This is a genomic window from Parasutterella sp. St.1A3, assembly GCF_059728705.1.
Genome location: NZ_BAAGFK010000001.1, coordinates 2,438,572 through 2,459,444 on the forward strand (window position 1 = coordinate 2,438,572; position 20,873 = coordinate 2,459,444).

Annotated in this window: 18 protein-coding genes and 3 tRNA genes; 12 read left to right on the top strand and 9 right to left on the bottom strand. The window is 46.9% G+C overall.

Going from position 1 to position 20,873, the window contains the following annotated elements; all coding sequences use genetic code 11:
* Position 1: 1 nt before the first annotated feature.
* From AC6I1F_RS11300 to AC6I1F_RS11325, 6 genes are all read left to right on the top strand, one after another.
* Complete coding sequence (locus tag AC6I1F_RS11300; protein ID WP_251569765.1) at positions 2-3,247, top strand: hypothetical protein; 3,246 nt, start codon at positions 2-4, stop codon at positions 3,245-3,247.
* On the top strand, positions 3,237-4,079 hold the full coding sequence (locus AC6I1F_RS11305; protein WP_251569764.1) for a phosphoadenosine phosphosulfate reductase family protein: 843 nt from the start codon (positions 3,237-3,239) through the stop codon (positions 4,077-4,079). Before AC6I1F_RS11300 ends, AC6I1F_RS11305 begins: the two co-directional genes overlap by 11 nt.
* Before the next feature lie 227 nt (positions 4,080-4,306).
* Positions 4,307-6,331 (top strand): DEAD/DEAH box helicase family protein, encoded by a 2,025-nt coding sequence (locus AC6I1F_RS11310; protein WP_353956747.1) that lies wholly within the window; start codon positions 4,307-4,309, stop codon positions 6,329-6,331.
* On the top strand, positions 6,324-6,569 hold the full coding sequence (locus tag AC6I1F_RS11315; protein WP_251569762.1) for a hypothetical protein: 246 nt from the start codon (positions 6,324-6,326) through the stop codon (positions 6,567-6,569). Before AC6I1F_RS11310 ends, AC6I1F_RS11315 begins: the two co-directional genes overlap by 8 nt.
* A gap of 1 nt (position 6,570) precedes the next feature.
* Entirely contained in the window at positions 6,571-8,730 is a 2,160-nt protein-coding gene (locus tag AC6I1F_RS11320) for an AAA family ATPase (protein ID WP_251569761.1), read from the top strand.
* Between the two features lies 1 nt (position 8,731).
* Positions 8,732-9,304 (top strand): hypothetical protein, encoded by a 573-nt coding sequence (locus tag AC6I1F_RS11325; protein WP_251569760.1) that lies wholly within the window; start codon positions 8,732-8,734, stop codon positions 9,302-9,304.
* 199 nt (positions 9,305-9,503) lie between these two features.
* On the opposite strand, the gene AC6I1F_RS11330 is transcribed toward AC6I1F_RS11325, so the two are convergent.
* The 9 genes from AC6I1F_RS11330 to cyaY all read right to left on the bottom strand — a co-directional run bounded on the left by AC6I1F_RS11330 (position 9,504) and on the right by cyaY (position 14,670).
* A tRNA-His gene (locus AC6I1F_RS11330) sits at positions 9,504-9,579 on the bottom strand.
* A gap of 10 nt (positions 9,580-9,589) precedes the next feature.
* Positions 9,590-9,666: transfer RNA gene (locus AC6I1F_RS11335), tRNA-Arg, on the bottom strand.
* A 24-nt stretch (positions 9,667-9,690) separates the two neighbouring features.
* Positions 9,691-9,767 (bottom strand) — tRNA-Pro (locus tag AC6I1F_RS11340).
* 179 nt (positions 9,768-9,946) lie between these two features.
* Positions 9,947-10,096 carry a hypothetical protein gene (locus tag AC6I1F_RS11345; protein WP_290432609.1) on the bottom strand — a complete coding sequence of 50 codons (150 nt, stop codon included), beginning with the start codon at positions 10,094-10,096 and terminating at the stop codon, positions 9,947-9,949.
* Positions 10,097-10,111: 15 nt separating this feature from the next.
* Entirely contained in the window at positions 10,112-11,476 is a 1,365-nt protein-coding gene (phoR, locus tag AC6I1F_RS11350) for a phosphate regulon sensor histidine kinase PhoR (protein WP_251451976.1), read from the bottom strand.
* A complete protein-coding gene (locus tag AC6I1F_RS11355; RefSeq protein ID WP_160335531.1) occupies positions 11,473-12,180 on the bottom strand; it encodes a response regulator in 708 nt (235 codons plus the stop codon). The genes phoR and AC6I1F_RS11355 overlap by 4 nt, the downstream gene beginning before the upstream one ends.
* 20 nt (positions 12,181-12,200) lie before the next feature.
* A complete protein-coding gene (gene glmM / locus AC6I1F_RS11360) occupies positions 12,201-13,538 on the bottom strand; it encodes a phosphoglucosamine mutase (protein ID WP_289163086.1) in 1,338 nt (445 codons plus the stop codon).
* Positions 13,535-14,380, bottom strand: coding sequence for a dihydropteroate synthase (folP, locus tag AC6I1F_RS11365; RefSeq protein ID WP_289077395.1), 846 nt, complete (start codon positions 14,378-14,380; stop codon positions 13,535-13,537). The genes glmM and folP overlap by 4 nt, the downstream gene beginning before the upstream one ends.
* Positions 14,377-14,670, bottom strand: a complete 294-nt coding sequence (gene cyaY / locus AC6I1F_RS11370; protein WP_160335528.1) for an iron donor protein CyaY — start codon at positions 14,668-14,670, stop codon at positions 14,377-14,379. The genes folP and cyaY overlap by 4 nt, the downstream gene beginning before the upstream one ends.
* Positions 14,671-14,686: 16 nt before the next feature.
* On the opposite strand from cyaY, the gene lptM reads away from it, so the two are divergent.
* The 6 genes from lptM (at position 14,687) to hemB (ending at position 20,701) form a co-directional block, all read left to right on the top strand.
* Entirely contained in the window at positions 14,687-15,088 is a 402-nt protein-coding gene (lptM, locus tag AC6I1F_RS11375; protein ID WP_289163083.1) for an LPS translocon maturation chaperone LptM, read from the top strand.
* Positions 15,089-15,130: 42 nt separating this feature from the next.
* Positions 15,131-16,411, top strand: a complete 1,281-nt coding sequence (gene lysA, locus AC6I1F_RS11380) for a diaminopimelate decarboxylase (RefSeq protein ID WP_289077393.1) — start codon at positions 15,131-15,133, stop codon at positions 16,409-16,411.
* Between the two features lie 135 nt (positions 16,412-16,546).
* Entirely contained in the window at positions 16,547-17,587 is a 1,041-nt protein-coding gene (locus tag AC6I1F_RS11385) for a GMP reductase (RefSeq protein WP_289163080.1), read from the top strand.
* A gap of 138 nt (positions 17,588-17,725) precedes the next feature.
* Complete coding sequence (gene ppk2 / locus AC6I1F_RS11390) at positions 17,726-18,859, top strand: polyphosphate kinase 2 (protein ID WP_251569755.1); 1,134 nt, start codon at positions 17,726-17,728, stop codon at positions 18,857-18,859.
* 121 nt (positions 18,860-18,980) lie between these two features.
* Entirely contained in the window at positions 18,981-19,619 is a 639-nt protein-coding gene (gene yihA, locus AC6I1F_RS11395; RefSeq protein WP_160335525.1) for a ribosome biogenesis GTP-binding protein YihA/YsxC, read from the top strand.
* A 68-nt stretch (positions 19,620-19,687) separates the two neighbouring features.
* On the top strand, positions 19,688-20,701 hold the full coding sequence (gene hemB, locus AC6I1F_RS11400; protein ID WP_289163078.1) for a porphobilinogen synthase: 1,014 nt from the start codon (positions 19,688-19,690) through the stop codon (positions 20,699-20,701).
* Positions 20,702-20,873: the final 172 nt, after the last annotated feature.

A 20,873-nucleotide genomic window follows, 5' to 3' on the forward strand; every position in this document is an offset into this window, starting at 1 on the left:
AATGTCAAATTTAAAATCTCTAGTTGAAGTCAAACGCCGCTTTCAACGCTCTGTAAACATTAATTCTGACATCTCCTCAGGCAAAGACTCACTTGAGGGGTATCAGCTCCTTACATCCGGAGTAAATGTTTTAAACAATATTGCAGAACACATATCACAAACAAACCAAAGAGCTTTCACAATTACCGGAGCATTTGGTTCTGGTAAGTCTGCATTGGGCCTATATCTTTGCTGTTTAGCTTCTAGAACTGAGGCCATAAAAAAACAAGCCTTGGCTAAATTAGAGAGATACTCCGAATATTCTGAAATTAAGTCAGTGTTTTCGGATAGAAGATATGATTTGCATGTTCTTACCGGCAGACAAGGTTCAATAGAGGACGATCTAAATAATTCTTTATTTGGATCCTCTGCCACTGGTTCTTTAATCGAAAACATAGAGTCATTCAACAAATCGAAGAAGAAAGATAAACTCGTCATACTTGACGAGATGGGACGATACTTATCAGAAAATCTTTTTGATAATTGCGCCGCTCTGCAGAATTTTGCCGAAGCAATAAATCAGGAAGGATCAAAAATAGTATTCATAGGAATCCTTCACCAAAACTTTACGGCCTACGCTCAGTTATCTCCGGAGGTCCACAAACTTGAATGGCAAAAAGTTCAAGGACGCTTCCTAGACACCCCCTTAGTATCACATTCGGAAGAGACTTTGAAAATGCTGTCTTCTGCGCTAGCTCTTGTCTCACCAAACTCAGGAAACCGAGCTTACTCTGATAAATCAATCAACTCCACCCTGAAATTTTTATCTTCTCAGAGAAAGATTGATAAAAAGAAGTATCTCCAGACATTTAGGGAAAGCTGGCCTCTAAATCCTGTTGTATGTTTAATTCTTGGTCCCATTGCTAAGCGAGGCTTTTGGCAAAACAACCGTTCAGTTTTCAATTTCCTGACATCTCAGGAGCCCTTCGGATTTCAAGATTTTTTGGGCACTACGAGTCAAGATTCCCCAGATCTTTATGGCCCTGTTGAGCTTTGGAACTATCTAGAAGCAAATTATGGCTTCATCATCGCTTCTGACTCCACAGAGCGTAGAAATTGGTCCGTAGCATTAGACTGCATCGCCCGAACTGAAGCCCTCGACCAAAAAAATGCAGTAAACCTTGTGAAGGCAATCTCACTTTTGTTTATTTTTGCAGGAACGTCGGGAATAAAACCAAGCTTGCTTGTCCTGAAAGCTTCTTTCCCTCAGCTAGAAGAGCAGGAAATATCGAGCCTATTGGAACTACTCAAAGAACGAAAAATTATCGTCGAAAAAAGGCACTCCGAATCTTTCTCCTTATTCGAAGGAAGTGATTTTGACTTTGATCAAAGTTATGAAAAAGTAAGTATTGCCGAAATAAATCCTACTGTCGCTAATGAGTTAGTGAATCTTCCTGTTTTAGTAGCAAGAAGAAACTACGTTAAAACTGGAAATCTACATTGGTTCCCGTGTCGATTAGCTGACGCAGCAACTGTATCTGATGAATTAGAAGCTCCGGCTAAAGGCGCCTCAGGCAAACTGATTTTTTGGCTGGGACAAGGCTCAGAGGACGAAATAAAACGTTCTCTTCGTTCCGTCAAAGAAGGTACTACCGGCATTAATTTAATCGGAATCCCCTCCAATAAGGATGAAATCCTTTCGATGAGTATTGAAACGCAAAGGATTAATCAATTGCGTCAAGAACCAGCACTGGAAGGAGATCGAATTGCACGCCTAGAAGTAGACGCTATATTTAATTCTGCGAAAGAGCGATTAAATTCTCTTATCGATAAGGCTTTCGATAATTCAAAGTGGTATATCGGCGGAGAATACCTTCGAACGGTCAAGGATGTAACTGAACTCAACAAATTACTGAGCGATCTTTGTGATGAGCATTATAAATTTGCGCTGGCATTGAACAATGAACTCATCAACAGAGAGGAGCTTTCCCCGAATATTAAAACTGCGAGAAAAAATTTAATCCATCGCATGTTAGCGCATGAGGGGGAAGATGATCTCGGTTTTGAAGGCATGCCGGCTGAAGCGATGATTTTCCTTTCTCTTTTCAAGGAAAAGGGACTGCATGTTAGAAATTCACATGACCGGTTTTCTTTTGCGCTGCCGCAGGAATGCGTTTCCTTAAATGAGCTTTGGAAAACCTCCTCGGAATTTTTATCAGCTTCCAATCCTGTGGAACTCACAAGCCTTTACTCCTTGTGGGGACAAGAGCCCTTCGGAATAAAGAAAGGCTTGATGCCGGTCCTTTTATTCTTCTTTTACTGTTTGAATAAAAACAGCTTGACTTTTTATATTGAAAATAATTACCAAGCTGAGATTACTACCGAATTAATTGAGCTTTTATTAGCTAGGCCGGAGCTGATTCAAATAAAGAACTATATAAGCAATGCCAAAGACTCCGATATTACGAATGCTTTATTTGAATATCTGCAAAAGTGCGATAAGACCCTGACCGATAAAACACCTTTGGCAGTCGCGCGAGCTCTAGTCAAAAAGGTTTTTCTCCTACCGAAGTGGCTCTTCTCGACTTCGAGAGCCTCGGCCGAAAGCAAGAAATTTTGTGAGGTTGTTCTGAGAGCGTCCGACCCCATCGAGTTGCTTTTTAACTCAATACCTGAACTTCTTAATGCAAGAACTTCAAAAGAACTTCTTCCGAAAATAATTGGATGTTTTAACGAGCTTGAGCTCTTAACTAACTCGTTATATGAAGAAATTAAGATCCTTTTACTGAAAGAGCTCGATGCATCTAATGCAGAAGAGGTCAAAGCAAGGTCAAGTTTCGTCAAAAATCGGTCGGGTAATCTTCAATTAGAGGGTTTTATCAATACCATCTCTTCAATTGCCCAAAACGAAGATGAATGCATAGAGAAACTCCTTTCCTTTGTCACTGGTAAGCAAAAGGGCCGATGGAATGACTCAGATCTGATTCGTGCAAAAACAGTAATTAGCGACCTTGCATTCAAATTCAGACATCTTGAAGCGCTGTCAGCAGGAAATCTCGAGGAACCAGGTCGGAAACTATTGGGAATAGTAACTGCTGGAGTTCCTGGAAGGAAAGAATGGATTGTCGATATTTCATCCGAACAATCCTCTAGAGTGTCGGCTCTTATTCCAAAAATCGACGTCCTTTTGCAAGGTTTATCTAAAGAAGAAGCCATAGCGCTTTTGATTGATAGCATCAGTAAGGCTGGGGAAAAGAATGGCAATTAGACATCTTCTAGGAATTTCCGGAGGCAAGGATTCCGCAGCTCTGGCTGTCTACATGAAAAATCATCATCCGGAGCTAGACATAGAATATTTCTTTACAGATACGGGGAAAGAGCTTCCTGAAGTCTATGAATTCTTAGCTCGACTCGAAGGATATTTAGGCAAGGAAATTCATGAAGTAAATCCTATTAGGGATTTTGATTTCTACCTGAAGCTTTACAATAATTTTCTTCCATCGCCTCAAACGAGATGGTGTACAAGAATGCTAAAACTCATCCCTTTGAAAAACTGGATTTCAAAAATCCGTCAAAATGGTGATGAAGTCTATAGCTATGTAGCAATAAGGGCAGATGAAGAATATAGAACTGCTATGCAGACAAACGACCCTGGTGTTCATGTAGTGCTTCCATTCCGCGAAGACGGGATTGACAAGGCGGGAGTCTTAGATATTCTTGAGGATGCGGGCATCGGCCTTCCTTCGTACTACGAGTGGAGAAGTCGCTCCGGCTGCTCATTCTGCTTTTTCCAACAAAAGATCGAGTGGATTCATCTTCTGGAACGGCACCCGGATAAGTTCAGAGAAGCAATGAGCTATGAGAAGACTGCTATTGAAAGCGGCTCTCCCTTTACCTGGTCTCAGGGAGAATCTCTAGCGGAACTGTCTGCGCCAAAAAGAATCATTGAAATAAAAAAAGACTATGAAAAAAGAAAAAAACGCGCCAAAGTGAAAAAAGATCTTAATGCGTTACATTCCGGTCTTACTTCGCTTGTTGACTTTGACGATATATACGGAGAAGATGAGGGAAACGGAGCTTGTTCAATCTGTACCAAATAGATTTATTACTGCGCGATAACTACGTTATGACTCCAATGCTAAAAAATTTTTTGGGCTTGCCTAGCTCGCTTCGGTACAGAACTGGGAATGACGACGAACCTATAAGTTTCTTTTCAGAAGCTCTCTGTTCATCGCTCTCTTTTGATCTATTTCTAGGATTTTTCTCGTCTTCCGCCATCTCGCTGCTAGCGAACGGCTTTGCTGTATTTTTATACAGAGGCGGCCGCATGCGCTTAGTAGTAAATACTGCGATTATGAAGGAGGACGGAGAGGCTTTTTTGGGCGAAAAGTCTAGTTTTTTCCCGAAACGTGACTTTGATATTGGAGATATCAGTAAACTCGCCAAAACTCTGTCTAAGAGGGACAGACATTTTTTTGAGTGCTTAAGCTTTTTGATTGCAAAAAAAAGAATAGAAATTCGAATAGTTACCCCTAAAGGAAAAACAGGAATTAGTCATTCAAAATGCGGAATATTTTCGGATAGAGCAAATAAAGTTGCATTTGAGGGTTCCTGCAATTTCTCTCGACATGCAATGTTGGAGAACATTGAAAGCATCTCTGTGTATCCAGATTGGAAAACCGGGACAAAACAATGGATCGATAACATACAGGGAGATTTTGAACTAGCATTTAGTGGCCTAGACTCAGCTCTGACAACGCTTGATGCTAAAGAGTTTAAGAACTCTATTGTTGCGAATTTTCCTCCAAAAGAGGTAGAAGAGCTATTAATTCAGGAATCAGAGTTTGAAAGAAATGCCTCTGACATTCAGCTCCCACCTGATGTGTTTGAGAAATCTAAAGTCCTTCTTAACCAATTGATATCGGAACCCCGTTTCCCGTTTGGCTCAGAACCTCGCGACTATCAAGTAAAAGCTTTCAACAACTGGAAAGACAATAAGCAGAAAGGGTTGTTCGAGATGGCAACAGGAACGGGAAAAACTATCACCGCTCTAAATTGCCTCTTAGAAATTTATAAAAGAGAAAAAGCATATAAGGCTATTATTCTTGTTCCTTCAAAAGCTTTAGCTGAGCAATGGGAAAAAGAATGTAGAGCTTTTAATTTCAAACACATCATCCAAGTTAGCGATAATTCATCCTGGCAAAGAGAGCTTCAAAACAATAAAGATTTATCTGATTATGGGATAGGAGGGCTCAGCTCCTCCTTCATAGTTATTTGTACCTATCAATCATTTGGAAAGGAAGGCAAGTTTTTTGAGCTCACCTCCTTCTCGAGAAAAGACCTTTCCAGAATCTTGTTAATAGCTGATGAGGCGCATAATTTTGGAGCGCCCTGCCTCATCAAAAACATGCATCGAATAAATTTCGCTCGCAGAATAGGCTTATCTGCTACTCCTGAAAGACAGTTTCAAAGCGAAGAGACAAAAAAACTACTAGAGTTCTTTGGAGCAGAAAAAAATTCCACTTTCACTTATTCCATGAAAGAAGCAATAGAGAATGGAATATTATGTCGCTACACATACTATCCAAGAATTGTTAATTTAACTTGTGAAGAATTAGAAGATTACAAGGAAATCTCGAAACAAATCGCTAAGGCGGCAGCTATTTCTTCAAGTTCAAGCTCCACTGAAGGAGATTCCCAAAATCGAAATCTTGAGCTATTGCTAATTAAGAGAAAACGGATTATTCATAATGCAGCGAATAAATTAGATGCTTTTAATGAAATTCTTCAGGAACTTTATAAAAGAAACGGCGACCTGAAGCACACGTTCGTTTATACACCGGAAGGATTCACAGACACAGACGATGCAAGTTCCTCGAGACGCTTAATAGATAAATTCACCCGCAGCGTAAGGGATCTAAACCGTGACATTACAGTGGTTCAATTTACCGGTGAAAGTGAAAATCGTGAGGAAACAATTAAAAAATTTGCTGACGGAACCATACAAGTCCTCACCTCTATGAAATGTCTTGATGAAGGGGTAGATGTTCCTCAAGCGAAAATTGCAATATTTTGCGCCAGCACAGGAAATCCTAGGCAATATATTCAGCGAAGAGGAAGAATTTTAAGAAAATGTGCTGATAAGAAACAGGCGGTCATTTATGATTTAGTGGTAGATCCAGATTGCTTAGACGCCACAGCTTCGGAATTAGAAAAAAATATAATCAAATCAGAATTGAAGCGTGTTTACAACTTTGCATCACTAGCAGAGAATAAATACCCCATTCTCAACGAAATTATTTTACCTATGTTAAGAAAATATAACGTTCCATTGGATGTTGATCATGTTTAAACCCTTCGAAACAAAAGACGAGAAGATTATTAAAGCCGTAATAAGGACTCCCGAAATGCAAAAGCATCTCTCTCCGGAAGAAGTTGCTAAATTTGATAATTACTCTGAGTCTCTTCTTACACAAAGCAATAACCCTTATCTCAAGGTACTTTATGATGTTGTTTCTGGAAAGCTAAATGATAGATCAGCAACTCTAACATTAGATAAAGTCAATTCAAGCTTAAGATCGGTGAAATAGGATGCTGCTTAAAAAACTTGTCATAGAAAATTTTGGTTGTTTCCCTGGGATTCACGAAATTACCTTTAGTCCTACCCTCACTCTTATCATAGGTGACAACGGGGACGGAAAAACAACCATATTCGAGGCCCTTAGTGCATTGTTACAGCACCAAGGTAATGAACAAAAAAATTTATTTATCAGTAGATTTTCAAAAAAAGCCGAAAGGGAGCTTCAGGATGGAGACTCTAAAGAAATGTCTTTGGAGCTGTTCTTCGAACATAAAGGACAAGAGTTCCAACTAAAAAAATCCTGTGTTTTTTCTCGGCAGAATGGAGTACTCAGTGTTCCCGACACGATTTTGCACACTGCACTTGTTGAGCGAGATTCTGGAGAGAGGGTAGATTGGGATGCCTCAAAACTAATTGAGCGCATATTTGATACATCACTACGACAATTCTGTTTATTCAAAGGAGAGTCCGAGTTAGATGCAATCAGCAAGGCTGGCGCCTTCGGAGAGCTCTTAAAAACTTTGTCTGACATCGCTTCTTTTGATGATTTCAAGAAATATGTCGATGAACTCTCAACCACTGCGGGCAAAAGGCTTAAAGGTGAAGAGAGGAAATGCAAAAAAAATAGCGCTGAAATTGGAAAAATACATGCAAATAGAGATGAGGCAAAGAAAAAACTCAAGTATTTGGATGAGGAAATCACTAGCACTCAAATAAATCATGAAGCATATGAATCTTTATATAACAGGCTCAAAGCCAATCAAGATGTATTTCAGGCGCTTGACGAGTTAAACAAGCAGAGAGAAGAGACAGTCGAAAAGCTTGACCGCTTACAAGTATCAACGACCTCTATTAATCCAAACATTTCCCTCCTTGATGATTTATGGATTCTTAAAGGTTTTAGTCCTGTCTTTGAGGAGTTCCGCAAAAAAGCTGATTATTGGAACTCTGAAAAAAGAGCAGCACGTGTTGAGGCTAAAGCAAAAGAAGAAGCCAAAGAAGAGGCAATGAAGGAGGCAAAGGAGTCTGTACTTTCTATACTTACTCCTGACGAATCTGCGCTCGAAAACTTAATCAAGGCAGAACGTTGCGAAGTATGCGGAAGGGATGCAAAAAAAGGAACCGAAGCTTATCAGCACATGTGCGACAGATTGAAGGAATTGAAGAAAGCTCTTGAAGGTCGCGAGAAAGAGCCATCAATTTCTAAACAGTTATTCTGTTCAAAGCATACGGAAGAAATCAATGCTATATACAACTCACTCACTGGCGAAACTCAGCGAGAACTCAACGTAAATATGGACAGAGTTGATAAGCGAATGAAAAAATTAATCGCGGAACGCAAAGAGCTAGAACAAGAAACAGTGACACTGGCGGATATCGAAGGCGAAATTAAAAACCTTTTTATTCGTAATTCCCTTAATGAATCAGTACAGAGCATTCTTAAAATGCAGGAAACTCTCTTTGATGCATATGGCCAAGCTAACCGTTTAGAGGGAATACTAGAGCAACTAAACAAGCGAAAAGAAAAAGTTATCGCCGAAATAGAAGGCTATGACAAAGAATTATCTTCGCTTACAAAAGACGATCCTAACGTAGAATTTCTAAGAAGAGTTTACGAAATTCTATCTGATATACAAAGAGCTTTTGTAGAGGGCAGAGAAGCAAACGCAGACCAATTAATAGCAAGGCTAGAAAAAAAATCTAATGAGTATCTCTCAAAATTAAGCGCTCACGACTTCTATGGTTTCATTAAGTTAATCCGTAATAAAACGCCAAATAATGAAGATGAAGTTATAGTTGAACTGCAAGATAACCTTGGAGGCATCATTACAAATCCAAATGGAGCGCAAAAGACTTCAGAATGTCTAGCTATCCTTTTTGCCATCGCTGAACTTAGACAAAAGAAAAATGACGATCTTTACCCGTTAATATTTGATGCTCCGACTTCTTCCTTCAGCTCGGGAAGAGAATCTAATTTCTATGAAATAGTTACCAACTTCAATAAGCAGTGCCTTATCCTCACAAAGGATTTACTGACCGTTGACGGCTCTCCTGACCTAGAACGTATCAAAAAATTAACTTGTAGTGTGCTAAGAATTCAGAAAAAGCCAGACTTTATACCTGGTGATTTGGCGACTATCGAATCAGAAATTAAAGTTATAAGGGCTTAAAATGGAAAAACTATACGATGTGTGGGCTAGAAGAACACCTAAATGGGAAACAAAATTTCAAGAGCCCATAATTGAAGAATTTACAAACTACCGTTATGGATCCGGAGCTTCAGCGGAGCGGCGTGCGAAAGTATACGGTGGTGGATATGAAATTTTCATTATTGCATTCTTCATCGGTCTTTATTCAAGGCAAACCAGAGCCTTAAACGAAAATCCCGACAAAGTGACAGACTTCGGACAACCAATTCAGTATTGGGGCAATGTCGGGGATAGAGGTAAAAGGAGAGAATACTCAAAACTCCGGGAGTATATGTTTGCAGCTTTAATTGCAAGAACAGATATAGACTTTTTAGCCTTAGATAAAGGTGAAATAACCCTTAGAAAAGCCGTCGATATTCTAATCTCTAAAATGGAAGAGTACGCAAACTATGGATTCTATGTCCTTAATGATTTACAGGAAGAAACTCCAGGCTATTTCTTTCAAAATGACGCTTTTTTCAAAGTAATTAATCGAATAGTTTCCCCTGAAACTACAGATACGAATGAAGAGATTGTTCCACCCCCTCTAGACTAGATATAGCCTTTGAGGCAGTCCTAAAACGAAGAGGGTTGCCTCTTTGTTTTTTACCCTTGGACAATTAGTTCGTTTTTTATTAACCATCAAGTTAGCTCTCCTACACTAATCAGGCACATCCCAAAACATGCCGCTGTGTAGTAGCCCTAATGCAGAAAAGCCGTCCCAAAACTGAGACGGCTTTTCCCACCGAATTCGGTGGGGTACGAGATGGGGCTCGAACCCACGACAACAGGAATCACAATCCTGGACTCTACCAACTGAGCTACTCGTACCACTAAAACTTGGCCTGCCCGACAGGATTCGAACCTGTGACCCTCGGCTTAGAAGGCCGATGCTCTATCCAACTGAGCTACGGGCAGATTTTCCTGCGGACTAAAATCTTTTGGTCGGGGTGGAGAGATTTGAACTCCCGACATCCTGCTCCCAAAGCAGGCGCGCTACCAGGCTACGCTACACCCCGTTGAGTGAAACGAGACTATAACACAAAACTTCTCGATCTGCTTCAAGATCTGCTTCTAAATAAACTTCAGCGCAGAGGCGTTATTCTACAGTATATAAAAAATTTACGCCAGCACCATGTTAATAAAAAATGAAGAAACTTAAATATAGCCTTATTTGAGAATGAATTCCCCCTTTGTACTACTCGAAGGAAGGATAAATCTCGATAGAAAAAAATGTAATCAGACTTGTCTCAAGCACATTTGATAGTGCCATGCGCCGAAACACCTGACCAAGCTTAACCGCACCCGCAACGTCGGATAATGGAATCATGTCGCCTGCATCCGGCATGTCTCAGTCCCCTTCTTAATGAATCAGATCACTCTTGGAGATCACTGAACGCTCCGCCGCTCCAGCGGGAGCTCCTAAAAGCTCCTCCTCCTCGTCAAGAAGACGAACCTTCGGAATCACAATCTTAAAGGTGGAGCCTTTGCCAATCTCAGATTCAATCTGCAGCTGAGCCTGATGCCGGAAAAGTACATGCTTCACAATCGCTAAACCAAGCCCGGTGCCCCCGGTCTCGCGCGAACGCGACTTGTCAACACGGTAAAAACGCTCCGTCACGCGCGGAATATCCTCCGGCGCAATGCCAATCCCATTGTCAGAAACCGATAACACGCCGCCTTGATCCGTCACCTCCCAGCTGAGGGAAACTTTGCCATGCTCCGGTGTATAGCGCACCGCGTTCGTCACTAAATTCGTAACCGCGCTGCGAAGCTCTTTGCGATCGCCTAAAACCCACTCACAGGCAACTTTGTCAATCCGAATCTCATGACGGCCGCCCGAAACCATACGGCCCTCCGCAACGGCATCCGTCATCACTTCCAGCATGTCAATCGGATCTCGCCCCGCGGGCGCACTGTCCCGCTCCAGGCGTGACAGCGTCAAAAGATCATCCACCAGCGAACTCATGCGCTCAGCCTGCTCGCTCATCATCTTCAAATGCAGACGATCTTCCTGAGAAAGCGTCGAGTTCTCCTCCGTTAATTCCAGAAAACCTTTGATGACCGTCAGCGGCGTGCGAAGTTCATGCGAAACGTTCGCGACAAAGTCCCGCCGGAAATCATCAATGCGCTTGCTCTCTGTAATGTCGCGCGTCACCACGACCGTATACTTGCTCCCGGCGGAAATCACACGAACTTCCAAAGTACGCCCGTCCGGAAGAGAAAGCATCAGACTCTCACCCCATTTCTCCGAACGAATATGCGTCATCAGCTCTTCCGAATGAATCACGTCAGCAAGCTTGCGCCCGATGTCTTGGCGCTTGTTTAAAGATAAATCCCGCACCGCGATGCGATTGATCCACTGAATCTCAAAGTCCTTGCGCATCAGAACCACGCCGTCCGGAAGATCATTCAGCGTGGAGCGAAAGCGGAGCTCTTTTTCTTCCAACTTCGCTTGATTCTTCTCCGTCTTCTTGCGTGCGGTATATACCTTGCGGTAAATGCTCTCCCAAACGCCTTCAGACTTCGGCCAATCTTCCAACTCCGTACCCTCAAGCCACAGCACGAAACGCTTGAAGCGCCGCAAATGCAGCAGAAAGAGCCCTAAAAGACCTAACAGCGCAACCGCCAGACCAGCAGCCAACCCCCAAACCAAGTCCACCGCCAGAGCAATCACAATGACGGTCAGAATGGCAGCATAGCCGAACTTTAAAAAGTCGTTGATCATGAGTTCGCCTGAGACGATTTAAGTGCTGCGGCTCGGTAGCCTAAACCTCGGACAGTTTCAATGAAGTCAGCAGCTTCCGTTCCCGAAAGCTGCTTGCGAAGCCGCAGCATGTGAACGTCAACGGTACGCTCATCAATGTCGGCGCTAAAACCCCAAATACGCTCAATAAGCTGTGCCCGTGAATAAACACGTCCCGGGTGCTTGGCAAATAACGCTAAAAACCGAAATTCCACCGCGGATAAACGCAGCGGCTCGCCGCTCACCCGGGCTTCAAAGCGGTCAATATCAATGACAAGCGGCCCAATCCGGATGACCTCTCCTTCCTCTTTGCCGCCTTTACGCCGAATCACCGCTTTAATGCGAGCAATCAGCTCGCGCGGAGAAAAAGGTTTGACAATATAGTCGTCCGCCCCGGCCTCTAAACCGTTAACACGATCATCCTCCTGACCTCGGGCGGTCAGCATGATCACGGGAAAATTATCCGTCGTCGGATTCGCCTTCAGCTCCTTCAGCCAGTCAAGCCCCGAACAGTCCGGAAGCATCCAGTCAAGAAGAATCAAATCCGGACGCTTCTCCGCAATGGCCCTTCTCGCCTCTCCGACGTTGGAGGCTTTCTGAACCTGAAACCCTGAGGTACGACACGTATAGGAAATCAACTCGAGAATCGCCGGCTCGTCTTCAACAATCAGTACCGATATCGACATGTCTGTGACTCAATAAAAATTTATTGCCCCGCCGGAATCAGTCCGGCAAGCACCTCGCAAACCTGTTTAGCCTCAGATGCGTCTTCGCATTCAACCATCACGCGCACCAGCGGCTCGGTTCCGGAGGCGCGCACCAGAACACGGCCCCTGCCTTCAAGCCTGGCAGACACCTCGGCAATTGCTCTCTGAAGATTTTCGTCATCAGTCCAGACATAACCTTTCGGATATCTGCGGTTAATCAGAACCTGAGGCGTCAGAGAAACCTCCGCCAGCGCGTCCCGAAGCGTCGTGCGGTTGCGAACCAGTACGGCAAGCACCTGCAGACTCGACACAATACCGTCGCCCGTCGTCTGCTTATCTAAAATAATCAGGTGGCCGGAACCCTCGCCGCCCAGCTGCAGACCTTCTTTCTGCAGCGTCTCCAGCACATAACGGTCACCGACCTTGGCGCGGTGGAACGCAACGCCTAAGCTCTTCAGCTTCTTCTCAACCGCGAAATTGGTCATCAGCGTGCCGACAACGCCCGCAAGACCTCTTCTCACTAAACGGTCCTTGGCGATGAGATACAGCAGCTGATCACCGTTGTAGACTTTCTCGGAGTCCGCCATGATCAGACGGTCAGCGTCGCCGTCCAGCGCGATGCCGATATCGCAGCCCGCCTTCGCGACGCGCTGCGGAAGCGTATCGGTATGCGTCGCCCCGACCCCTTCATTAATGTTGAAGCCGTCCGGATGATCGCCGTCACAGACAACCGTCGCGCCAAGTTCGTGATAAACATCGGGCGCAATGTGATAGGCGGCGCCGTTGGCGCAGTCAACATAAATCTTGAGTCCTTTCAAATCACGGTCACTCGGGAACGTACTCTTGCAGAATTCCACATAGCGCCCCGAGGCGTCATCCAGACGACGCGCTTTGCCAAGCTGAGCACTGTCTACGCACTGATAGCCGCGGTCCATCTCTTTTTCAATCTGCAGCTCCAGCTCATCAGGCAGCTTCGTGCCCTTAGAAGAGAAGAACTTAATGCCGTTATCGTAAAAAGGATTGTGGGAGGCAGAAATCACAACACCGGCGTTCAGCCTCTGAGCCCGAGTTAAATAGGCAACTGCTGGCGTCGGCAGCGGACCGCCCAGCATCACATCGACACCCGCACTTAAAAATCCGGCCTGCATGGCCGCTTCCAGCATATAACCGGAAACTCGTGTGTCTTTACCGATAAATACACCGACTTCTCCGTCATGCGTCCAGCGCTTCAGCACTCTTCCTGCGGCCTGCGCTAAAAGCATCGCGAACTCCGGTGTAATAGGTGTATTGCCGACTCGGCCTCTTACGCCGTCCGTCCCGAAATATTTTCTGCTCATTTCCATTCCTTGTAGTTTTTCATTGCTTCGTAAACCAGCAGCGCTTCTCTCATTTCCGCTGCGTCATGCACCCGCAGTATCGAGGCGCCGCGCTCGGCCGCCAACAGATGCGCGGCGACCGACGAAACGACGCGTTCAGAGGCAGACGCCTTTCCGGTCACGGCCCCCAGACTCGATTTGCGGCTCATCCCGTACAGCAGAGAGTAGCCAAGCGATAAAAAGTCTTGCGTGCGCGCAAGCAGCTCAAAGTTCTGCCCGACCGTCTTTCCAAACCCAAAGCCCGGATCCAAAACAATCGATTTGGCCGCAATGCCCGCCGCAAGCGCCGCATCCGCGCGTTCCTTGAGAAATAAACGAACCTCTTCAATCAGATTCTGATAGGAGGGCGCAGCCTGCATCGTTCTCGGAACACCCTGCATATGCATCAGACAAACGCCGCAGCCGCTCTCGGCCGCCGTCTGCAGAGATCCTTTCTGCCTCAGCGCGTAAACGTCATTGATAATGATCGCGCCGGCCTCCGCCGCCTGCCGCATGACTTCCGCTTTGCTCGTGTCAACGGAAACCGCAGCCCCGGCATCCGCAAGCGCCTCAATCACGGGAATCACTCGCTCAAGCTCTTCTTCCGTCGAAACTTCCGGCGCCCCGGGACGAGTGGACTCGCCGCCTACATCCAAAATCGACGCGCCGTCCTCTAACAGACGAAAGCCATGCTCAATCGCACGCTGCGGATCGTAATACTTCCCGCCGTCACTAAATGAATCCGGCGTCACATTCACTATGCCCATGATCACCGGACTGCTGAGGTCAATCTCTCGGCCTCTGCATAACCAAACACGCTTCATCTGCCCTCCAGTGCGCGCTGCAGATACGTCTCAAACAGCACGCCGTCACGCGTGCAGCGAAGCGAGCCGTCCGCGTCATGTTTGAAATGGAAACCGCCGCTTGGAGCCGCAAGCCACATCTCCTGCATCGCCTCCTGCCGATTAATGACCACAGAAGGACCGTCTTCAAGCTCAATCGTCAAAACATTGCCCTCTCTGTAGGAGTCACTGTTCGGATAATTCGCGTCGGCAAACGCCTCCGCTTCTTCGAAGGTTTTTTCCGTCAACTGCAGAAAATCACTTTCTATCATGCTAGATTTATCCATTATGCATAAAAGATTCTTAATTCTATTCTTTCCGTGCCTTTTCCTGACAGGCTGCGGTATTAAAGGTCCGTTATATCTCCCTCCGGACCCGGATGACTCGTACCTCTCCCGTATCGGTAAACAAATTAACGAGTGGACGGGACAGGATATGGTCGGCCCGACGCCCGCTCCGGTTGAAGAACGTCAGCAGCCCCTTCGCACTGAAGGCAGCACCTCTGAAAAAGAGCTGCAGCCCTCCGAGGACAGCGAAAGCGGTGCCTCCGCTTCTGCCTCACCCGTCTCTTTAAGCGCGGATGAACAAATTCAGGAAGACGCCCCGAAAAACACCGACTCGGAAACTAAAACAAAACCTTCCGAGGAAAGCGGCGAAACTGAAAGTAGCGAAACAACAAAACCAATCTAAAGCGAAACATCATCACTGCAAATCGCTTTCGGAGAATTCGCCATGAACTTAACTTTGCCTAACGATCAGGATTTCTATTGGAAAGACGGCTCGCTCTGGTGCGAGGGCGTCTCGCTTGAGACACTGGCCCGTAAATTCGGAACACCGCTCTACGTTTACTCCAAACACGCGCTCGTGAGCGCGTTCAATGCCTATCAGTCCGCGCTTGCAGACTACCCTCATCTGGTCTGCTTCGCCCTTAAAGCGAACTCCAATCTCTCTATCATTAAACTTTTCGGAGAACTCGGCTCCGGATTCGATATCGTCTCGGGCGGAGAACTGCAGCGCGTCAAGGCCGCGGGCTGCGACACCCGTAAAGTCATCTTCTCGGGCGTCGGTAAAACCGTTCGCGAAATTCGTGAAGCGCTGCTTGCCGATATCAAATGCTTCAACATCGAATCGCCCGCGGAACTCGACCGTATCATCGCGGTCGCATCCGAACTTAAACTGCGCGCAAGAGTCTCCTTCCGCGTCAACCCAGATGTGGATGCTAAAACTCATCCTTATATTTCTACCGGCTTAAAAAAGAATAAATTCGGTATCGCCTACGAGGACGCGGTCAGCCTTTACATTAAAGCCTCGCAGGCCCCTGAACTTGAAGTCGTCGGCATCGACTGCCATATCGGATCTCAGATCACGGAAACAACGCCGTTTGCCGATGCCTGCGAAAAACTCTGCACTCTGCTTGATCAGCTCGCCGAGCACGGAATCAATCTCAAACATATCGATTTCGGAGGCGGCTTGGGAATCAAATACGGGACGGAAACGCCCCCTACCGCTAAAGAACTCATGGCCGCGCTCAGAAGAGTGCTCGTCAGACGCGGCTACGGAGATCTGGAAATGATTTTCGAGGCGGGCCGCTCACTTGTCGGCAACTCCGGCGCCCTCCTCACGGAAGTCGAATTCCTCAAAAGCGGTCAGCTTAAAAATTTCATCATGGTCGACGCGGCCATGAACGATATGATCCGTCCCACCCTTTACCAGGCATGGATGCAGATCGTTCCGGTAACGCCCTCCAACGATAAATCCGCGGCTTTCTATGACGTGGTCGGCCCCGTTTGCGAAACAGGAGACTGGCTCGGCAAAGACCGCCTGCTGTCCGTCAGACAGGGAGATATCCTCGCCATGCTGAGCGCGGGTGCCTACGGTATGACCATGGCTTCTAACTACAACTCCCGCTGCCTGCCCGCTGAAGTGCTTGTAAACGGAGAAGAAGCGCATCTCATCCGAAGACGGCAAAACTACGAAGATCTTTACCGGGACGAAATCCTTCTTACCCGATAAAAAAGCAAAAGGCAGGCGCAGTTACCTGCCTTTTTTTGGTTACGTTTGTTATCTTTTCCGGATTCGCTCAAGCGTATCGGCGGCCCTAAAAATGACAAAATGAATCGTAAAAAACGGTTTAAAAGGATCTAACCAATGCATATCGAAAACGAAGTTAAGCTTGACTTCAAAGATGTTCTTATCCGCCCCAAACGTTCCACGCTTTCCAGCCGCTCCAATGTCGATCTGACCCGTCCCTTCACACTGCGCAACAGCCATGTGGAATACAGCGGCATTCCGATCATCGCGGCCAACATGGACACCACCGGAACCTTCAAAATGGCCGAAGCCCTTGAAAAACACGGCCTTTCCGTCGCGCTGCATAAGCATTACCAACCGGAAGAGTACATCTCCTTCTTTAATGGTCTGAAAAGAAAGTCGGCTGCCTTTTACTCCATGGGCATTACCGCTGCCGATATGGAAAAATTCAGCTTTGTTATGGAAAAAGCTCCGGACGCGATCCAGTACCTCTGTATCGACGTGGCAAACGGCTATACGGAAATCTTCGTCGACTTCGTCTCCAAAATCCGTGAGAAGTTCCCGCACATCGCCATCATGGCCGGCAACGTCGTTACGGGTGATATGACCGAAGAGCTGATTCTCGCCGGAGCCGACATCGTTAAAGTCGGCATCGGTCCCGGCTCCGTCTGCACCACACGCAAAATGACCGGCGTCGGCTATCCTCAGCTGTCAGCCATCATCGAATGCGCGGATGCCGCGCACGGCCTCGGCGGCCTGATCTGCGCCGACGGCGGATGCACCACCCCGGGTGACATCGCTAAGGCGTTCGGAGGCGGCGCTGACTTCGTCATGCTCGGCGGTATGCTCGCCGGACACACGGAAAGCGGCGGCGAAACGATCGAAAAAGACGGCAAAATCTACCGCGCCTTCTACGGCATGAGCAGCAAATCCGCAATGGATAAATACTCCGGCGGCGTCGCAAAGTACAGAGCTGCCGAAGGCAAAACCGTTCTGCTCGAAGACCGCGGCCCGGTCGAACACGCCGTGCAGGATATCCTCGGCGGCGTCCGCTCCGCCTGCACTTACGTCGGGGCGCGCCGACTCAAGGAGCTGACCAAACGTACTACGTTCGTACGCGTCACGCAGCAACTCAACGAAGTCTTCGGTAAGTCATAATCCTTTCCGAATCCCGAGCGGCCGATTCATGCGGCCGCTTTTTTTAACTGCCTGATTTGATGGGAGATGCCCCCGCAGATCCTCTCTCACAGGTTAAGCTCAGCACATTACGCCTCAGCATAGTGAGAGAGGACTATCGTGGTAAAAATTTCTAAACGCAAAATCTTTCGTTCCGCACCGAAAACAAAAGACGCTCCGACACAGGAATCCGTCGGCGGAGAGTCGCCGCAGGTGCTGGAAAAGGCCGACGTCTCTCTGGAAGATTCTAGGTTCGACTTCGGAGGCTACGAGGATCCCTATCAGTACCTCAAGCAGTACCTGCGCACCACTCAGACAAACGACGCATACAAACTTTCCAACGACCTGCTTGAGCAATTAACTCAGGAAGGAAAAGAGCGGCTTCTAACCGCCCTGATTCAGCATGAGGCCAAACGCTTTGACAAGAAAATCAGCAGCGTCAAAGAAATGGACGCGCTCAAGCCGGATCTCAAACCCGGTGAATATCCTTATCTGAACGGCTACAACAGAGATCTGTACAACAAACAGATTCGTCAGCTGCAGATTGAACTGATCAAGCTGCAGAATTGGGTACAGAAAAAAGGCAAAAAAATTGTCCTCATCTTCGAAGGACGTGACGCCGCGGGCAAAGGCGGCACCATTCAGCGTTTCATTGAGCATCTCAACCCGCGCTTTGCGCGCGTCGCGGCTCTGCCTAAACCGACAGAAACGGAATCCGGCCAATGGTACTTCCAGCGCTATGTCGCGCATCTCCCAACCAACGGAGAAATGGTTTTCTTCGACCGCTCCTGGTACAACCGAGCCGTCGTTGAACCGGTAATGGGTTTCTGCACTCAGGATCAGTACGAGACGTTCATCAAGGAAGTGCCAAGCTTTGAGAAAAATATCCTTTCGAGCGGAATTATTCTTTTCAAGTTCTGGCTCGACGTTTCCCGCAAGGAACAAAAACGCCGCTTCAAACAGCGCAGAAAAGACCCGCTCAAACAGTGGAAGCTTTCTCCGGTCGATCTTGCTTCTCTTTCCAAATGGGATGACTACACCAAAGCCATTCATAAGATGTTCTTCGAGACCGACACTCAGGACGCTCCCTGGACCGTTATTGAAAGTGACGACAAAATGCGCGCGCGTATCAATGCCATCCGATTAGTACTGAGCAATATCGACTACACCGGACGCGATCTGAGCGTCATCGGAGAAGTGGATCCGAGAATCGTCTACCGCACAAATTCCATCACAGGCTCTATTGAAAAGTAGCTTACGCAGTAAATGGGACTTTAAGCCGAATTTGGAATTACACTCTCCCTAATTTATCAATCGAAGCTCTGCCTGCATGACCGCCGCAGAGCTTCAACTCTTCAGAAGGAATTTTGTTTTTATGAGCGCTTTGTTTGATTCCGCAAAGTTCGTCATGTCCGTCTCCGAGCTCGACGGACTTCCGGACACGGATCTTCCGGAAATCGCATTCGCAGGTCGTTCCAACGCCGGTAAATCGACAGCGATTAATGTCTTAACACGTCAGGTGCGCCTTGCGTTCTCTTCTAAAACTCCGGGACGCACTCAGCTGCTGAATTTTTTTGAGCTGTCCGTCAAAGGACTTAAGCCGCGAGAAAGAAAACCGGTCGGCTTCTTTGTGGACCTCCCCGGCTACGGCTTTGCAAAAGCGTCTCCGGAAACACGTAAAAATTGGGAAGGACTCGTCGGCGGCTACGTACAGCAGCGTCCTCAGCTCACCGGCATGGTTGTCGTGATGGATGCCAGAAGACCCTTTATGCCGGCCGACGAATTCCTGCTCGACTTCATCTCGTTCCGTCCGGAGCTTAAACTCCACTTCCTTCTGAATAAAGCGGATCAGCTCAAGAACATGGAAAGACGCGCCGCTTTAAATATCGCTCAGAAACGAGCCGCGGAAATCGGCCCTCAAGTCTCCGTACAGCTTTTCTCCGGTCTCAAGAAAGAAGGCGTCGAGCAGCTGCAAAAAGTCCTGAGCGGCTGGCTTAATCAGCCCTACCCTTAATTTTCATTTCACTCAGCGGTTCTATGATCACCGAGTAGATTATTTCTAACTTCAACTCATTCGAAATTATGCAGACATTAGGACAGTTTCCTTCCGTAAGAATGCGCAGAATGCGCCACGACGATTTCTCCAGACGACTGATGCGTGAAAGCCGGCTGAGTGTTGACGACCTTATCTATCCCGTTTTCGTCACAGAGGGGACAAACACCCGCGTAAAAGTTCCCTCTCTTCCCGGAGTGGAACGTCTTTCTATCGATCTTCTGCTGAAACAGGCTGAAGAATGCGTCAAGCTCGGCATTCCCGTCATGGCGCTTTTCCCTTCAATAGAAGACAGTCTCAAGACACCGGACGGTTCCGAAGCTGCCAACCCTGACGGTTTAATTCCGCGCACAGTGCGGGCGCTCAAAGAACATTTCCCGGAACTCGGCGTTATGTGCGATGTGGCACTTGATCCTTACACAACACACGGGCAGGACGGCCTGATTGACGAAACCGGATTCATCCTCAATGACGAAACCATCGAAATGCTGGTTCGTCAGTCCCTCGCTCAGGCAGAAGCCGGAGCCGATATCGTTGCTCCGTCCGACATGATGGACGGCCGTATCGGCATCATCCGTCAGGAGCTGGAAAAGAGAGGTTTGATCTACACCAAGATTATGGCTTACTCCGCCAAATACGCTTCCTGCTTCTACAGTCCTTTCCGCGACGCCGTCGGCTCCTCTTCCAACCTTGGAAGAAGCAATAAAGCGGTTTATCAGCAGGATCCGGCAAACACCAACGAAGCGCTTTGGGAAGTTGGTCTTGATCTGGCTGAAGGCGCCGATATGGTCATGGTGAAACCCGGTATGCCGTACCTTGATGTTCTTTGGCGCGTCAAACAGGAGTTCCTCGCCCCGACTTACGTCTATCAGGTGAGCGGAGAATACGCCATGCTGATGGCTGCCATCCAGAACGGCTGGCTCGACGAAAAGAAAGCCATCATGGAGTCTCTCGTCTGCTTCAAGCGTGCAGGCGCAGACGGCATCCTGACGTACTTTGCTCCGCAGGCAGCCCGCTGGCTCGCCGAAGAAGGCAGAAGGTAAGCCGACAAGCGCAGTAAAAAATTAAGGAGCGGTCCAAAACGGATTCGCTCCTTTTCCCGAGTTTTACAGTTAAATTTTGAATAAAGCTCGGCCCACATTGGCTTAACAGCCAAATTTTTTTAACACCTAAGTAACACTAATGTAGTACATTATGGTATAATTGAGAACCTTA

Coding starts and splice junctions, on each gene's coding strand:
- AC6I1F_RS11325 (WP_251569760.1), top strand. CDS start 8,732: ATGGAAAAACTATACGATGTGTGGGCTAGAAGAACACCTAAATGGGAA.
- AC6I1F_RS11310 (WP_353956747.1), top strand. CDS start 4,307: ATGCGCTTAGTAGTAAATACTGCGATTATGAAGGAGGACGGAGAGGCT.
- lysA (WP_289077393.1), top strand. CDS start 15,131: ATGAACTTAACTTTGCCTAACGATCAGGATTTCTATTGGAAAGACGGC.
- yihA (WP_160335525.1), top strand. CDS start 18,981: ATGAGCGCTTTGTTTGATTCCGCAAAGTTCGTCATGTCCGTCTCCGAG.
- AC6I1F_RS11315 (WP_251569762.1), top strand. CDS start 6,324: ATGTTTAAACCCTTCGAAACAAAAGACGAGAAGATTATTAAAGCCGTA.
- AC6I1F_RS11320 (WP_251569761.1), top strand. CDS start 6,571: ATGCTGCTTAAAAAACTTGTCATAGAAAATTTTGGTTGTTTCCCTGGG.
- glmM (WP_289163086.1), bottom strand. CDS start 13,538: ATGAGCAGAAAATATTTCGGGACGGACGGCGTAAGAGGCCGAGTCGGC.
- AC6I1F_RS11300 (WP_251569765.1), top strand. CDS start 2: ATGTCAAATTTAAAATCTCTAGTTGAAGTCAAACGCCGCTTTCAACGC.
- hemB (WP_289163078.1), top strand. CDS start 19,688: ATGCAGACATTAGGACAGTTTCCTTCCGTAAGAATGCGCAGAATGCGC.
- cyaY (WP_160335528.1), bottom strand. CDS start 14,670: ATGATAGAAAGTGATTTTCTGCAGTTGACGGAAAAAACCTTCGAAGAA.
- AC6I1F_RS11345 (WP_290432609.1), bottom strand. CDS start 10,096: ATGCCGGATGCAGGCGACATGATTCCATTATCCGACGTTGCGGGTGCG.
- AC6I1F_RS11385 (WP_289163080.1), top strand. CDS start 16,547: ATGCATATCGAAAACGAAGTTAAGCTTGACTTCAAAGATGTTCTTATC.
- AC6I1F_RS11305 (WP_251569764.1), top strand. CDS start 3,237: ATGGCAATTAGACATCTTCTAGGAATTTCCGGAGGCAAGGATTCCGCA.
- folP (WP_289077395.1), bottom strand. CDS start 14,380: ATGAAGCGTGTTTGGTTATGCAGAGGCCGAGAGATTGACCTCAGCAGT.
- AC6I1F_RS11355 (WP_160335531.1), bottom strand. CDS start 12,180: ATGTCGATATCGGTACTGATTGTTGAAGACGAGCCGGCGATTCTCGAG.
- phoR (WP_251451976.1), bottom strand. CDS start 11,476: ATGATCAACGACTTTTTAAAGTTCGGCTATGCTGCCATTCTGACCGTC.
- lptM (WP_289163083.1), top strand. CDS start 14,687: ATGCATAAAAGATTCTTAATTCTATTCTTTCCGTGCCTTTTCCTGACA.